The sequence below is a fragment of the Arthrobacter agilis genome (assembly GCF_002953615.1).
Taxonomy (GTDB): Bacteria; Actinomycetota; Actinomycetes; order Actinomycetales; family Micrococcaceae; genus Arthrobacter_D; species Arthrobacter_D agilis_B.
Genome location: NZ_CP024915.1, coordinates 2,551,389 through 2,567,100 on the forward strand (window position 1 = coordinate 2,551,389; position 15,712 = coordinate 2,567,100).

The window sequence follows — 15,712 nt, forward strand, 5'->3', positions numbered from 1 at the left end:
CGCGTCATAGGTGAAGGACTCGACCTCACCCGTGGGCAGGGTCCGGGAAGCAACCCTCTGATCGGCGTCATACGCCAGCACGGTGGTCGCGCCGGTCGGGTCGGTGGTCTTCCACGGCCGCCCGCACGCGTCGTACTCGTACCGGGTCACCGCGCCGACGGGCGAGGTGATGGAGGTGATCTTCCCCGCCGCATCCCGGCCCAGGATGGTGAGGCCGCCCTCCCCGTCGAGCAGTTCCACCGGGTTCCCGGCCGCGTCATACGTGATGAGCTCCGCCGACCCGTCCGCACCGGCCACCTTCGTGGGCCGCCCGTACTGGTCGAAGGTGTAGGTCGCGGATGCGAAGGCGTCCGTGATCGTCGCCGTCCCGTTCCTCCGGTCGGTGGTGGTGTCGGTGCGGACTCCGGTCGGATCCACGACCGCGGTCAACGCACCGACCCTGTCGTATTCGCGGACCCAGTCATGGCCGGCCGGATCCGTGATCCCGACCAGCCGCGACATCGCGTCATGGGAGAACCCCCAGGAGCCGCCGTCGGGCAGCACCGCCGCGGTCACGTTGCCGAGCTCATCCACCACCCGCTCGATCACTCGCCCGAGGGGGTCGGTGGTGCGGACCAGGTCCCCCGTCGGCCCGTACTCCAGCTCGGTCCGGCCCCCGTCCGGGGCGACCGACGCCATCATCCGTCCGGCCGGGTCGTACTCGAAGGACCACACCGCCCCGTCCGGATCCTCACGGCGGACCAAGAGCCCCTCGGCGTCGTAACCGAACCGGGTCTCGGCCCCGGACGGGCTGATCGCCGTCACCGGACGCCCGGCCTGGTCGCGGACGATCCGGGCAGTGTCCCCCAAAGCGTTGCGGCTGGCGACCAGGTCCCCGAACCCGTCGTACTCGAAGCCGACGCTCACGCCGACCGGGTCCGTGACCCGCACCAGCTGGCCGTCATCCCACTCCAGCATCGTCCGGCCGCCCAGGGGGTCGTGCACCACGCACGGGTCCCGGGTGATCCCATCGGGATAGTCGTAGCTGACCACGGACCCGGTGGCGGTGACCAGGGTGGTGATCCGGTCGTGCTCGTCCCACCCGTAGGTCAGGTCCGCGCCCTCAGGGGTCACCGTCCGGATCCTGCGGCCCCGCTCGTCATAGGCGTGCACCGTGACGGAGCCGTCGCGCTCGGTCAGGGACACCAGGTTCCCGTGCCTGTCGTAGGCCATGGACTGGCGCCGGTCCTCCGAATCGAGGACCCCGACCAGGCGGCCCTTCGCATCCGCCACCCACGAGTTGGACCGGGTGCCGTCCTCGTCCGAGACGACGGTGACCCGGCCCGGCAGGTACGCGAACCGGACCCGTCTCCCGTGCTGGGTGACCTGCAGGATCACCCGGCCCTGCTCGTCATACGTGTTCTCCGCCTCCACAACCCCTGCCGCGGAGACCACGGCGTCGATCAGGCCTTGCTCGTTCCACCGATACGACCGGGTCCCCGTCTCGGTGGTCACGCCGACCAGGCGACCGGCGTCGTCGTACCCGTACTCCACCCGACGCCCGTCCGAGGACCGCACCACGGCGGCACGCCCCTCCACGTAGTCGATCTCCAGGAAACGCCCCCGCCCATGCGACAACCGGGCCACCAGCGGCACACCACCGGCGGGCCCGCCAGCCGACACCCCGTCATCGGCAGCATCGCCGGCAGGTGCAGCACCCACAGTCACGCTCCCGCCGTCGGGCAGGCGAAGGTCAGCCGGTTCTTCGCGGATCACCGAGACAGTCCGGCCAGGTCCGGACCCGGCCCCCAACCAGAAACCGGCGAGGGAGTAGGCCCACCATCCGCCCTGGTTGTTGCGGACCACCAGCAACTCGGAGGATGCATGCACGCCGTCAGACACGGAGTCGAGTTCCGTCAGGTCCGCAGAGGTGGCGGGTTCGCGGGTGAGCCAGTAGTTCTCGCCCACGGCCCGGCCCCAGCCGGTGCCCTCGCGGGGGAAGTCGACGGCCCGGCCGTCGGCCAGCACCCAGCGGGCACCCTCGTCCGAGAGGCTCAGGTGCTGGTCCAGCACCGAAGCCCAGCCCGGACCGAACACCCCCGGGGTGTCCAGGCCCGAGCCCAGCGAGTTGTACATCCGTGAGAGCACCAGGTTCGAGGCCAGGCCCGTGAAGCCGAGGTCGGTTTCGGGTTCGATGAAGTTCCCGGTCGCGGTGTTCACAGGATCATTCGCATACCCGCTGGTCGGCATCGCGCCCGCCGCCGTCGGCGGGTCGATGCTCAACGCCGACCGGGACGCGCTGACCCCGGCCGCGGCCAGGGCCTCGGCCAGGCCCGCATCCGACACCGTCGAGACGGCACCCTCGCCACCGGCCGCGGCGAACGCGTCAGCAACCGTGACCGCCCACACCGCATCGTTCTCATTCGCCCGCAGATACTCGCGGTAGGCACTGATCACACCGGAGGCCTCGATGGTCCCCCAGTAGCAGCTCGACGCGAACGAGGACAGGTGCCCGGACAGGGCGCCCGGCGCCGAGGACAGACCCTCGTCCAGTCCACGGGCGTTGGTCGCGAAGGTGCGCAGGTGCTCCAGCCGGGCCGAGGACGTCCCGCCCCCGTACCCACCGCCACCGGGCGCAGGTGTCTGGCGGGAACCCGTCGAGGCAGACGCCGGCGCGAACGAGGGAGCGCTGCCGGGATCCATGTTCGGGCGAGCCTCCTCGCCGAACAACCAGTCGCCGAACTGCTCGAAACCGTTGCGGTCGTTGTGCTCGCGCACCCACTCGTTGTTCTTCTTCCGCCGGGTGTCCTCCTCATGACCGGCGTCGATCATCTGCCCTACATACCCGGCGACCGTCCGCAACGCCGCCGCCAACGCTGTTGCGTCACTGGCCGCCGTTGTCGCATTCGCCTGGAAGATCTCCGAGAACCGACCCTTGAAATCCTCTCTCGCCGTCGAGACATAGGAAGCCCGGGTCGCCGACTGCTCCTCGAGCCGGGACGCCGCGGACTCGAACGCCGACTTCACCGTTCCCGCCACCCCGTAATCGAACCGCCCACCATCGGACGCATCCGATACCGGCAACAACGGCACCTCAACGAAATCGGTCACAACCAACGCCCCCCAGAAGCAACAAACAGCAGAAAGAACCGAAAAACGACCAGCCGCCGACATTGCCGGACGGCATCCCACACCCGAAAGAGACCGTAGAACCCCGCCGGCCCGGAAATCACCTCAGGCCGGTGGAAAACGCAAAGAACCCGGGCCGGGAGAAATACGGGCCGGTAGAACTGATCCGCACCGATGAGGTGATCGCGCCGCTCGATCCAGCGGCGCGATCACCTCACCTCATATCGGCGAATGGGTACTCAGGCGCCGCCGCCGGCGGAGAAAATGTCCTGCGAGATCTTCTGCAGCTGCGTCCGCAGCTCTTCCAGTTCCTGCTTGGCCTTGTCCAGGGCGGCCTTCGTCTCCGGCCACGTCGAACCCCGGAACTGCGAGGCCAGCGGCCCGTCCCAGATATTCGGGTCCGACAGGATCCTGCCCTGCGCATCCAGCGCCGAGATCTGATCGGTGAAACCACCATTGATGATCGACTGGACCTGGCCGATAGCAGCCTTCGCTTGTTCGGTAGACAACACACGCGACATGAAAAATATCCTCCCCAAGAGACAACCGCTTCAATGCCGGGCTGAACGACCGGCGAGCGGACGCTCGTGACGCTACCAATACCAATTCGCAAAAGCCACTACCGGAGTAAACGTCGCCTGAAACGTCCGCAACAACTGCAGGAGTGCCGGACGAAGAATGCGTTCGCCCGCACGTATGATGCTCAAGGCACCGAACGGAATTGGGGACGATCATGGCCACACGGTCTCGCATGCACCAGCACAACCCGAGGCGCCTCGGCGCGCCCGGACGGGGGCTGAGTGCCGTCCTCGTTGCCGTGGGACTGATCGCGACGACGTCGTGCACACCCACCCGCAACCCGGAGCCGGTGTCGGACCCGGTCAAGCTCCTGCAGACCGTGCGTGTGAACCTCTCCCCTGCCGCAGGCGTGGAGACGATCGAGGGAACCACCATCTCGGTGACCGCGACCGGCGAGTCCTCTGCGAAGGACACGGAGTACAACACCGCCGACACGGTGGGCGAGCTGCCGGTGCGGGTGAGCCTCCAGTACCGGGCCGGGAACAGGTCCGGGTCCGATCTCACGGATCTCCAGGGGCACACCGGCCCGGTCGAGATAGACCTGACACTCGAGAACCTCACCGTCAAGCCACAGGCCATCGAGTACGACGCGGCGGGCCAGACCCGCTCCGACACCGCCCTCGTCGGTGCTCCGCTGACGATCGCCGCATCGACGAAGCTGGAGGGCGTACGGGCGGACGACGTCACCCCGGGCTCCGCGGACGGTTCGACGGGCACCAACGGGGTTCTGAGCAGCACGAAGGACGGCTCGGCGGTCGTGCAGTGGGCCACGGTCCTGGCCCCGCCACGTTCCGGAGCCAGTACCACGCTGCGCCTCGTGGCCGACGTCGAGGACTTCCAGGTGCCCGCATTCGATCTGGCGGTGCAGCCGGGCCTGAACAACGATCTGAGCGCCGACGGCGTGGTCACCAGCGCATTCTCCTCGGGTACGGGGTCCGAGCTCGATCTGCAGCGGCGCACCATCTCCCTGGTCTCCGACGTGAACATCGTGCTGACCAAGGCAGGATCCACCATCACGGACGTCCGGCAGAACCTCGAAACCACCGCCGAGACCCTGGGCGTCGAGACTGCCGGTGAACTGCGCGACAACTCCCAGGCCCTGGCCCGGACGATGCTGGACCTGAAGGAGCAGCTGCAGGTCCTCGGTGGGGACCTGGAAGCTGCGACGAACGCGACGCAGTCCACCACGATGTCCCAGCTGCAGCAGACCGTGTCCGCGGTGGACGCGATGCTAGGCGACACGTCGGCCGCGCCCACCACGGTCCCGATCTCCGGCGACGGCTGTTCCGCCGAGGTGCCGAAGCCGGGCCAAACGGCCACCGTCTACTCCAGCATCCTGACGATGGCGGCGCAGCTCGATGCCTACGCGAAGGTCAGCGCAGACTGCCGCGACTCCGTCGCCGACTCCCTCAGGATCACGGTGGGCCCGGAGAACCCGACACCGGAGGAGTGCGCCGAACAGGGCTCGGTGACCTGTTCGCTGCGCAGTTCAGCAACGACCGTCACGGCTGCCCTGCTGGGCCTCAAGGCGAAGGGCGACGCGCTCGTCGCGGGCCTGCAGCCGCAGATGATCGAGAACGCGATCGCCGACCAGGAGAGTTCCACAAAAGCGCTGGAACGGGTGGATGCGGACCTTGAGACGCTGCTCGCCGGTGCCGCGGACGATAAGAACTACGCGACGGCCCTCGCAGCGGTGAGGGACGCGATCACCGCCGCCCGGAAGTCCGTCGGAACGACCCGGGATGCCTCGGAGATGGCCCGCGACAGCGTCGACGGTCTCCGGGACAAGCTGAGGGCCATCGGCGAGACAGCGGAGGAAGCCAGAGGCGAACTGGTCGACGGCTCACGGCGGGACGGCTCGATGACGCAACAGACCCTGCAGCTCGCCGACGAGCTGTGCGAGCTGGCCGACGGCGATTCTCCCCGGAGGGGCCGGCTCTCCACAGACGAGGTGGAGGAGCTGCGCTCCTACCTGACGTCCATGCCCTGCGAGCCGTCCGACTCCGAGCCAGAGCCAGAGCCCGAGCCAGAGCCCACCGAATCCGAGCCGACGCCCTCCCCCACGATCATCCCAACGCCGACGCCCACGGTGACGCCGGGCGATCCCTCCGCTGACAAGCCGTCGCCAGGCGGATCCACGACGGACGTACCGGCAACGGACGGATTCGCAACGGACGGGTCCACGACGGGCGCCACGATGGACAGCGCTGTGCACCTCCGGACGACGGTCGAGGCGCTTCCCGTGCTGGACCTGATCCCGCCCCGCGACTTCGCGGACCCGCTGGACGTCCGGCTCCGTGAGCAGGCCACCGCCTGGGACTCGGTCCTCGACGCCGTCGACACCACGGACCCGGATCAGAAGATCTCCAGGGCCTTCGACGACCTGGACGAAGCCATCACCGGCAACGACTCCGGGCTGGACGCGATCGACGAGGCCGTGAAGAAGCTGGACGAGGCCGCGACGGAAGACGTCAGTAGCACCCGCAACGAACTCGAAGCCCTCAAGGTGGTGCTCGTCGAAGCGATCGGCTCCTCCGACCTGGTGGCCCAGAGCCTCGAGGGGCTGCAGGAGCAGCAGGACGAACTCGGCGTCGAGATCAGGGAGTCCCTCCGCGACGTCTCGAAGGAGACCTCCACCGAGATCTCGAAGCTCGTCGACGACCAGGTGCGGGAGGTTGCCGAGATCGGCGACGCTGGCTCCGCCTCCGTCATCACGGCGTTCGACCGCTCCATCACCGGCCTGAAAGCGACCTCGGACGACGTCGTGACCGAGGCCGGCGGGACGGTGGACAAGCAGCGCAACGAACTGAACGAGCGCGGCGACGCCCTGGCCGCGAGCCTCGACAGGAGCACCCGGTCCTCGCTCGCGAACATCGCCTCCAGCACGTCCGGTTCCACCCGCGATGTCGAGGGCGCGAGCGCACTGCTGGCGTCGAGCCTCAACAACGTGATGCTCGATCTCGGCGACCGCACGGTGAACGGCTCCGGCCTCCTCGGCTCCATGGCCACCAGCGCAGCCAAGGCCGACACCGCCGACTTCCAGCTGGCCCTCGCCTCCCAGAACGCCGAGGGGTACACCAACATCCGCTCACGGGACGTGGACGGGCTGCTGCTGCGCCAGGCACAGTTCAAGGCCTCCCTCGCGGCCGTCGAGGAACTGCCGCCCTTCCACCTCGAGGTGCCGGAGGGCGCGACGTCGCAGACCCTGTACACCCTGACGATCGACGCCGGCGTATGAGCCCGCGCACCAGACTCATGACGCTGCTCGTCGTCGGGGCTGCTCTCGTCGTCGCGGCCGTGATCGCCCTGACCGCGGTGGTGAATCGCCCCGCCGAGGCCATCCGGCCCGACCCCGTGGCCGCAACCGTTCCCGTGGCGCTGCAGGCCGAAGGCCTGCCCGAGGACCTGACCATCGGCGTCGTCCTGACGTTCGGCCAGTCCGGCGAGCCCGGCTCCGAGTACAACCGGGCGGCTCAGGGCGCAGTCGTCGCCGCACAGCGCTTCGCCCAGGGCGGCGCCGCCCTCACCCTCCCCACCGCGAACGACCGCGGGACCGAGGACGGCGCACGCGCCGCCGTCCAGGCACTCGCCGAGCAGGGCGTGTCCGGCGTCGTCATCGCGACTTCGGGCACGCAGGCCCGGGCGGCGGCCCAGGCCGCTTCGAAGCTCGGACTCCCGGCGATCCTGCCGTACGCGCAGCCGGCGGAGGCAGCGCCGTCCCTCTGGACCACGATGCCGTCCCGCAGCTCCGTCGACGTGGCCCTCCGGACGGCGGTGAACGGCAGGACCAGCGTCCTGCTCGTCACCGACGGCGGCCCCACCCCTGCGTCGGTACCGATCGCGCAGACCCTCGACCTCCAGGACTTCGACGACGTGACGGGCCTGGGACAGGAAGCCGCCATCCTCACCGGCGACCAGCAGCGCGCGCCGGACGCCCCCGCGGGCAACGGGTCCACGGGAGCCACCGGTTCCGCGGACGCCGTGGTCGTCTCCGCCGCCACTCCGCAGCGGCTGGCCCGTCTGGTCCAGGCCCTGCAGTCCCGGAACGTCTCCGTACCCCTGATCCTGCCCGACGGCGCGACCGCCCCGGACTTCGCCTCCGCGCTCTCCGATCTCGACGGGACCGCCTCAGGGCAGCTGGTCGGCATCGCGCCGTCCGCCGGCGACAGCGCCGCCCTGCAGCAGGACGCCCAGGGGCGCGGGATGTCCGCCTTCCTGTCCGCCGTGCGCCTGGCGGCGGGCGACGCCGACGTCAAGAACCTGACCGGTGACGCCCCGTTCTCCGCTGATGCCTGGGCAGCCGACGCGGCCAGCCACGACGCCGTCGTCGCCCTGGTGCGGGCGGTCGCCCTTGCCGGCAGCGGCGATCCGTCAGAGGTCGGCGAGGCGCTTCGCTCCGTCTCGCTGGGTCCCGGTGAAGGGCTCGCAGGACCGCCGCTGGACTTCTCGCGCCCCGAGGCGCTCACCGCCAAAGCCATGCCGGTCTACGCGTCCCCCCAGGACCTGGGCCTGCGCCCGGCGGACGAGGACGCCCCGCGCCTCGTCTGGGTGCCGGCGCCGGCCCCCACGCCCGGCCCCTGACCGAACGTCCCCGGCCCACGCTCCGTGGACGGGTCCACTCCACTGACAGAAGGATCGCCCGGTGCGCGTGCTGATAGACCTGGACGAGCGTCGCTTCGAGTGCGAGGTGGCGCACGCAGCGCCGGCCACCACGCTGGCGGACCTGGTGGAGATCGCCGGCGGGCCATGCCTTGGGCCCGACGAGTCCGTGTTCGTGGACGAGGCCGAGGTCCGCGGGTCCACCCCTGTGTCGGAGCTCGTCCTCCTGGAGGGCAGCCGCATCGCCCGGGCACCGTGGCCGGCTCCCCAGCGCGTGCGCGACTGGAGCGTGACACTCGCCGGCGGCCAGCACACCGGCACGGTGACCGACGTCCCTCGCGGTCGCGAGATGCTCATCGGCCGGTCACCCCACGCCGATCTCACCCTGCCCGCCGAGAGCGCATCCTGGGAGCACTGCCGCCTTCGCCGGGAGGACGACGGCGTGCGGGTCCTGGACAGCGGCTCCACGAACGGGACCCTCGTGGACGGCGAGAGGGTGGGGGACGACGGCGTCCTGGTCCGCGAGATCGCCACGATCACGGCGGGCGGGACAGTGCTCCTGCTGCGCCGGTCCCTCGACGAGACCCCGGCCCCCGCGCCGGGCAGCCTGCACAACCTGACCCCCGCGGCGACGGCGCCCTTCAACCGGCCGCCCCGTCCCGGAAAGGCCCCGGCGGCCGACGCGCTCATCCCCCCGAGCCCCAAGGACGTCCCGCCCGCCGGCAAGTTCAGCTACATCAGCGTGCTCGCGCCCCTCGTGATGGCCGTGGCCATGGTCATCATCCTGCGGGACCTCCGCTTCGCGATGTTCGCCATGCTCAGCCCGGTCATGGCCGTGGGCATGTGGTTCGAGCAGAAACGCCGTCACGCCCGCGGACTCAAGGACGAGGACGCCCGCTTCACCGCAGCGATCGAGGATTTCGAGCAGCAGATCCGTGCGGCAGCGGAGACCGAGACCGCCCTGCGCCACCGGCTGATCCCCGATCCCGCGACCGTCGTACGGCGCGCGGCTCTCCCCGCCACCTCCCTGTGGCAGCGCCGCGCCGACGCCGACGACTTCCTGGCCCTGCACGCCGGCACGGGCGACGTCCCGTGGAAGCCCCCGGTGGATCGGTCGGCCGGCCCCCGCATGCAGGAGAAGGTCAGGGACTCCCTCGCGGCGGCGCGCCTGCTGGCCGCACCCGTGCTGGTGGACCTCACCGACGCCGGAGTGGTGGGCATCGTGGGACCGCGGGACGGCACCCTGGCGCTCGCGCGGTCCCTCCTCGCCCAGGCCGCGGTGCACGTCGGACCCGCAGACCTGACCGTCGGCGTCTTCTGCGACGCCGGACGCGCCGACGAGTGGGAGTGGGCTTCCTGGCTCCCGCATACCCGCCAGGCCGGCAGCAGCACGGGCCGGCGGTGGATGTCCGATCATCGTGAGACGAGTCTTGCCATGCTCCGCTCGCTCAAGGACACGGTCGCCGAACTGCCCACGCCGGCCCTGCTGGTGGTCCTGGACTCCGAGGTCCTCACCGAGGGCCGGGACGCCCCGGCTCGCGCACTGCTCGGCATGGGCCGCTCCGTTCCGGGGGCCTCCCTGACGGCGCACCAGCGCACGTCCCGGGTGGCGGGCATCGTCATCGCCACGTCCGAGGAGCAACTGCCGGCGGCCTGCACCACCATCATCAGGGTGGGGTCGGATGCAGCGGCCACCGTCGAGCAACCGGAGGACCTGGTCCGCGTGGACGACGTCATCCTCGCTGGCCTCGACGAGGAGGAGGCGCTGCGCTGCGCCATGCGCCTGGCACACTTCGACGACCCGGAGCTCAGCGTCCCCGGGGCCTCCCTTCCCGCCCTCGTGCGGCTGCCCCGGCTCCTGGGCTACGAGCACCCCGACCCGGCCACGATCCGCCGCATGTGGGAGACCTCCCCGGGGGTGTCGACGCCGATCGGCACGGACGAGAACGGGACCCTGACGCTGGACCTCGTCAAGGACGGCCCGCACGGCCTGGTGGGCGGCACCACCGGCTCCGGCAAGTCCGAGTTCCTGCGCTCCCTCGTGGCGGGCCTCGCGGCACGCAACGATCCCACCCGCCTGAACTTCATCCTCGTGGACTTCAAGGGCGGGGCGGCGTTCAAGGCCTGCGAACGTCTCCCGCACACCATCGGCACCATCTCCAACCTGGACGAGCAACTGGCCGACCGCGCCCTCCTGGCCCTGGAAGCGGAGATGGAGCGCCGCCAGCGGGTCTTCGCGGCGGCCGGCGAGGGTATCGACAACCTGAACGCCTACCTCGCCACGAACCCTGCCGAGCCCATGCCGAGGCTGCTCCTCGTGATCGACGAGTTCGCGATGCTGGCGAAGGACTTCCCGGACGTGCTCAAGGCGCTCGTCAGCGTGGGGGCCGTGGGCCGGACCCTGGGCGTGCACATGATCCTGGCGACGCAGCGCCCCGCCGGCGTCGTCAGCGAGGACATCCTCGCGAACACCAACCTCCGGGTGGCGCTGCGGGTGCAGAGCCGCGAGGACTCCAGCAACGTCATCGGCGTCCCGGCGGCCTCGGCGATCGGCCGGGCCCAGATGGGCCGGGCCTACGTGAAGCTCGGCCAGGACGAGATCACACCCGTGCAGACGGCCCTCGTCACGGGACGCGTGCAGGCCGGCGGGGGCGCGGCGGTGGATGTCCGCGAGGTGCGCCGGTTCGGCGTCCCCGTGCCCCCGGCGGCGGCGTCCGCAGCCGCGGCGTCGGACGAGAACGACCTCGACCTCCTCATCGATGCCGTGGTGGGGGCCAACGCCGACGCCGGCTACGCACCGCCGCGGCAGGTCTGGCCCGAGGCCCTCGGCGAGCGCGTGGAGCTGGACGGGTTCCTCCCCGAGGGGCACGACGACGGCGCGGACGAACCCGACCCGCACCACCTGCCGAGGGTGGGCGGGGTGCGGGGCTCCTCGGTGCTGGTGACGCTCATGGACGAGCCGGAGTTGCAGCGCCAGTCCGCGGCGGGCTGGGACCTGTCTGCGGGCAACCTGATGCTGATGGGCGTGGCCGGTTCCGGTACGACGACCGCACTGGCGTCCATCGCGCTGTCCCTCGCCCGGGACACGGATCCGGCCGACCTCGACCTGATGGTCCTCGACCTGGGTTCGCGGGCGCTCGCGGCCCTGGAAGGGCTGCCGCACACCGTCGCCTACGTGGGTTCCGGGGCCGGCGCCAAGGAGCAGCAGGCCCGCTTCCTGCGACATCTGCACGGCGAGCTGGAACGGCGCCGCGCGGAGCCTGGCACGCACCGCCGCACCGTGGTGCTGCTGGACGGCCTGGCCTCCCTGCGGGACGAGCTCCAGGACTACGAGGGGCAGCAGCTGCTGGACCTGCTGTACCGTGCGTACGCGGACGGCCCGGCGCTCGGACTCTCCTTCGCGGTCTCCACCACACGTGCCAAGGCGGTGCCCTCGGCCATGAACGAGGTGACCCTCCAGCGGTGGCTGTTCCGGTTGGCGGACACCTACGACTACTCCTCGCTCGGCGTCCGCGGCAAGCAGATCCCGGCCGCACTCCCGGGCCGCTGCGTGGACCCCCGCACCGCGCTCCAGATGCATGTGGCCACGCCCCGCATCGGGGTCGCCGCCGCCGTGGACCGGGTACGGCAGGGCTGGGCCGACGCCCCCGCGAAGTCCCGGGCCATCCGGCGCCTGCCTGCGGACGTCACCCTGCAGGACCTGGGGGTGGAACCGCACCTGGACGCCGAGCCGTGGCGCATCCCGATCGGACTCCAGGAGTCGGACCTCTCCCCCGCGTTCCTGGAGGTCTACGAGGGTGAGCATGCGCTCATCGCCGGGCCCGCCCGCTCCGGGAAGTCCACGCTGCTCATGGCACTCGCCGCGGCCCTGCGGGGAGCGGCCACACCCCAGGGAGCAGCCCAGGTCTGGGGCATCTGCGACCGTCGCTCCCCCCTGGCCTCCGCTGCCCTCGACCGCACGGCCGTCGGCGCGGACGAGGTCCCGGCCCTGCTGGCGTCCCTGCGGCTCGAGCGCGGCCCGGTGTTCCTCCTGGTGGACGACGCGGAGCGGTTCGAGGACCCCGACCAGTCCATCGCCGGCATCGTGGCCTCCGGGACGTCGGGGTTGTGCGTCATCGCGGCGGGCCGGGCCGCGGATCTCCGCGGACTGTACGGACACTGGACCAAGACGGTCCGCAAGTCACGCCTCGGCGTGCTGCTGCAGCCGGATGTGGACTACGACGGCGAGCTGCTGGGCGCGGCGCTGCCCCGGAAGGCGCCGGTGGCGTTGACCACGGGACGCGGATACCTCGGCGTGGGCGGACAGGTGTCGCTCGTCCAGTCAATCAGTCCCGGAGGCTGACCGGCACCTACGATGACAGGGGCCCCGACACGGGTGCGCCCGGCAGATCAGACCGACGGCGTCGGAGAGAGGGAGAGGGAACGGTATGCAACTCGCACAGACGGGCCAGGCGCTCGGCGCGTCCTACCGCTTCGGTGAGCGGGTCGGCTCCGGAGCCGTCGGTGAGGTGTGGACCGTCACCGCGAGCGACGACCGGATCCTCGCCGCGAAGGTGCTGCGTCCCGAGCACGCCGATGATGCCTCGCTGGTGGAGCGGTTCGTCCGTGAGCGGTCCGTGCTGCTCGGGCTGCAGGACTCCTCCATCGTCACGGTGCGCGACATGGTGGTGGAGGGCGCGAGGCTGGCCATCGTCATGGACTACGTCGCCGGCGGCTCCCTGCGGGACGTCGTGCGGGAAGCCGGCACGCTGCGTCCCGCGGACGCGCTGGGCGTCACCGCCGAGGTGCTCGACGCACTGGCGTTCGCCCACACCCGAGGCGTGACGCACCGCGACATCAAGCCGGACAACGTGCTCCTCGCCCGGCCCTGGACCGGGTGGACCCCGGGCGACGTCCGGGTCTCCGACTTCGGCATCTCCGACGTCGTGGGTGAGAGGGTCCGCCAGACGACGGGCCTCATCGGCACTCCGCAGTACATGCCGCCGGAACTCATCAGCCAGGGCCGCTCGGGCCCTCCCGGTGATGTCTACTCCACGGGGGTCCTGCTCTACGAGCTGCTCGCCGGACGCACCCCCTTCGCCGGCCCGGGGACGGACTTCAGCGTCGCCTACCGCCACGTCTCCGCCCATCCGCCGAGGATCCCCGTGGACGACGGCCTCTGGGACGTCCTGGCCGGGCTCCTGTCCAAGGACCCCGCGGAGCGCCCCACCGCAGCCGAGGCGGCAGCGACGCTCCGACGCCTCGCGCTGCGCCTCGCCGCGAGCGCGCCCCTCGCGCCCGGGGAAGCCCCGGCGGACTTCGACGACGTCGATCGCCCCGCCACGGTGGTCCGCGGCGCCTTCACGGACGCGGAGCTCGCAGCCCTGGCGTCATCCCCGCCCGCCGACGACAGCACGGAGGTCCCGCGGCTCGGGGAGGCGGGCAACGCGACCATCGTCCGCTCTCTGCCGCGACGCGACGTGCGGCCGGTGGCCGGGACCCGACTCGAACCCGCGGACGCGCTCCCGTTCTGGCGCACCCGCAAGGCCCTCCTCCTCGCGGGAACGGCTGTGCTCCTCCTGGTGGGGATGGTCGTCGGGTTCGTGGTCCTCAGCCCTGCCGAGCGGCCGGCGGCGTCCGCCGGTGCCGGCGCTCCGCTGTCGGCCCAGACGCAGGACACCGCCCTGCCCACCGGCCTGACGATCTCGCGGGCCGCCGCCTACGAGCCCTCCTCCGGCCGGATCCGCCTGACGCTCACCTACGCAGCACAGAAGGCGCCGCTGTCCGGGGAGTTCCTCGAGGTGGTCCCGGGGATGGCCGAGGGTGAGGCGTGCCCTGCCGTGAGCTGGGAGGGTGCCCCCGCCAAGCGCAACCAGGCCTCCATCACCGGGCTCGATGTCGTGTGCGGCTGGACGCTGTCGGACCTGCAGGTCCCGGCGGGAGGGTCGGTCCAGGTGACCGCCTCGGTGTCGGCGCAGCCCGCCGACCAGCAGGCGCTCGATGCGTGGCTCCGCGGCGGGTCCGAGGCGACGTCGGCCGCGACGCAGGACCCGGCCGTTCCGGGCACCGCCTACCCCGTTCAGCGTCTGACCGGGGTGGAGGTCCGCACCCCGGCGCGTGTGGTGACGCCGAGCCCCCTGAAGATCACGCTCATCCCCGTGTGGGCCGGCGGCCCGGACGAGCTGAACCCGCTCTACGTCAGTCCGGCGTCGGGCAAGCCGTCGCAGATGTTCACAGCAGTCGCAGGCGGCGAGGACGGAGTGCGGTTCTCCGACGGCTGCGGTGGGGCGCTCGCCGTCGACAGCTCGGGGCTCACCGTCACCGCCCTGCAGATCACGCCGGAGTGCACGGTGCGCGCGACCGTCGGGAACTTCACCGAACTGCAGTCCCCGGGCTTCGGGATCACGTCCCGCGAGGACGCGAACGGCTGACCCCGGCCCGGGTGCTCCCGTCCGCTCAGCGCCGGACGGGAGTCCCGATCCCCGCCGTCAGGCGTCGTCGTGCCTCCTCCGGAGGGATGTACTCCCCGACGGTCGGATAGGACCCGAGCGTGGCCACCGACGTGACGATCGTGTGCGGATAGACGTGCACGAGATTGAAGGCCTGCGCCCCGTCCCGGCCGCGGATCCCGCCCACGGGGACGTTGAGGTCCTGCGTGTAGCAGGTCGACGACGCGACCGACACGGGGATCCCTGCGAAGAGCGACGACGACGGGAAGTGCACGTGCCCGGCCAGGATCAGCCGGATGTCCTTCCCCGCTGTGCCTGGTGCGTCCATCCCGCCGGTGATGGTCGACATTGCCGCCCCCTTCGTTCACTTCGTGGTCCTCACAGAATTTAGTAAGCGTACTTACGGCACCTGTCACCGGGCAGGAAAGCTTCCGCGCACGAAGGTCTTGTGCAAGCGCTTGTCCTTTGCCTGGCGTTCGCCCGCAGTTCATCCCGGGGCCACTGCGGGGCCGGAGTCCTTCCCCTGGCGATAGCCTGATCACATGGGAATCCGGGTGCTCGCAGTGGGCCGCAAGCACGAGAGCTGGGTGGCCGAGGGCATCGAGCGCTACGCGAAACGCCTCAAGAAACCGTTCGACCTGTCGTGGCAGCTGATCGTCCACTCGGCGAGGGAGCACGACGCCGCGCGCCGGGAGGAGTCCGAGCGGCTCCTCGCCAGGCTCGGTGACGACTACGTGGTGCTGCTCGACGAGCGCGGCAAGGCCATCGATTCCCCCACGCTCTCGCGGACCCTCCTGCGCCCGCTCGAGTCCTCCCGCAACGTCACCGTGATCATCGGCGGCGCGTACGGCGTCGATGATCACGTGCACCGGCGCGCCGACTTCATCTGGTCCCTCTCCCCGCTGGTTTTCCCGCACCAGCTCGTCCGCCTCATCCTCGCGGAGCAGGTGTACCGCGCCCAGGAGATCGCCGGCGGCCGGTCCTACCACCACCCAGCC

8 protein-coding genes are annotated in these 15,712 nt (G+C 71.0%); 5 read left to right on the forward strand and 3 right to left on the reverse strand.

From position 1 onward, the window contains the following. On the reverse strand, positions 1 to 3,090 hold a 3,090-nt coding region (locus tag CVO76_RS12490), incomplete at its 3' end, for a DUF6531 domain-containing protein (RefSeq protein ID WP_244185947.1). Between the two features lie 257 nt (positions 3,091 to 3,347). Next, positions 3,348 to 3,629 carry a pyrophosphorylase gene (locus tag CVO76_RS12495; protein ID WP_133080355.1) on the reverse strand — a complete coding sequence of 94 codons (282 nt, stop codon included), beginning with the start codon at positions 3,627 to 3,629 and terminating at the stop codon, positions 3,348 to 3,350. A gap of 212 nt (positions 3,630 to 3,841) precedes the next feature. Here CVO76_RS12495 and CVO76_RS12500 point away from each other — a divergent pair, with 212 nt between their 5' ends. The 4 genes from CVO76_RS12500 to CVO76_RS12515 all read left to right on the forward strand — a co-directional run bounded on the left by CVO76_RS12500 (position 3,842) and on the right by CVO76_RS12515 (position 14,696). Then, positions 3,842 to 6,925: a hypothetical protein gene (locus CVO76_RS12500; protein WP_208739487.1), complete on the forward strand. Its 3,084-nt coding sequence runs from the start codon at positions 3,842 to 3,844 to the stop codon at positions 6,923 to 6,925. Next, a complete protein-coding gene (locus tag CVO76_RS12505) occupies positions 6,922 to 8,268 on the forward strand; it encodes a hypothetical protein (RefSeq protein ID WP_208739488.1) in 1,347 nt (448 codons plus the stop codon). Before CVO76_RS12500 ends, CVO76_RS12505 begins: the two co-directional genes overlap by 4 nt. Before the next feature lie 61 nt (positions 8,269 to 8,329). Further along, positions 8,330 to 12,628, forward strand: a complete 4,299-nt coding sequence (locus CVO76_RS12510) for an FtsK/SpoIIIE domain-containing protein (RefSeq protein WP_208739489.1) — start codon at positions 8,330 to 8,332, stop codon at positions 12,626 to 12,628. 85 nt (positions 12,629 to 12,713) lie between these two features. Further along, complete coding sequence (locus CVO76_RS12515; protein ID WP_208739490.1) at positions 12,714 to 14,696, forward strand: serine/threonine-protein kinase; 1,983 nt, start codon at positions 12,714 to 12,716, stop codon at positions 14,694 to 14,696. A gap of 25 nt (positions 14,697 to 14,721) precedes the next feature. Here the strand turns inward: CVO76_RS12515 and CVO76_RS12520 are convergent, their stop codons facing one another. After that, positions 14,722 to 15,063, reverse strand: coding sequence for a hypothetical protein (locus CVO76_RS12520; protein WP_432206099.1), 342 nt, complete (start codon positions 15,061 to 15,063; stop codon positions 14,722 to 14,724). Between the two features lie 193 nt (positions 15,064 to 15,256). Here CVO76_RS12520 and CVO76_RS12525 point away from each other — a divergent pair. After that, positions 15,257 to 15,712, forward strand: a 456-nt coding sequence (locus CVO76_RS12525) for a 23S rRNA (pseudouridine(1915)-N(3))-methyltransferase RlmH (RefSeq protein ID WP_208739491.1), incomplete at its 3' end; no start/stop codon positions are given.

Coding starts and splice junctions, on each gene's coding strand:
- CVO76_RS12520 (WP_432206099.1), bottom strand. CDS start 15,063: ATGTCGACCATCACCGGCGGGATGGACGCACCAGGCACAGCGGGGAAG.
- CVO76_RS12515 (WP_208739490.1), top strand. CDS start 12,714: ATGCAACTCGCACAGACGGGCCAGGCGCTCGGCGCGTCCTACCGCTTC.
- CVO76_RS12495 (WP_133080355.1), bottom strand. CDS start 3,629: ATGTCGCGTGTGTTGTCTACCGAACAAGCGAAGGCTGCTATCGGCCAG.
- CVO76_RS12500 (WP_208739487.1), top strand. CDS start 3,842: ATGGCCACACGGTCTCGCATGCACCAGCACAACCCGAGGCGCCTCGGC.
- CVO76_RS12505 (WP_208739488.1), top strand. CDS start 6,922: ATGAGCCCGCGCACCAGACTCATGACGCTGCTCGTCGTCGGGGCTGCT.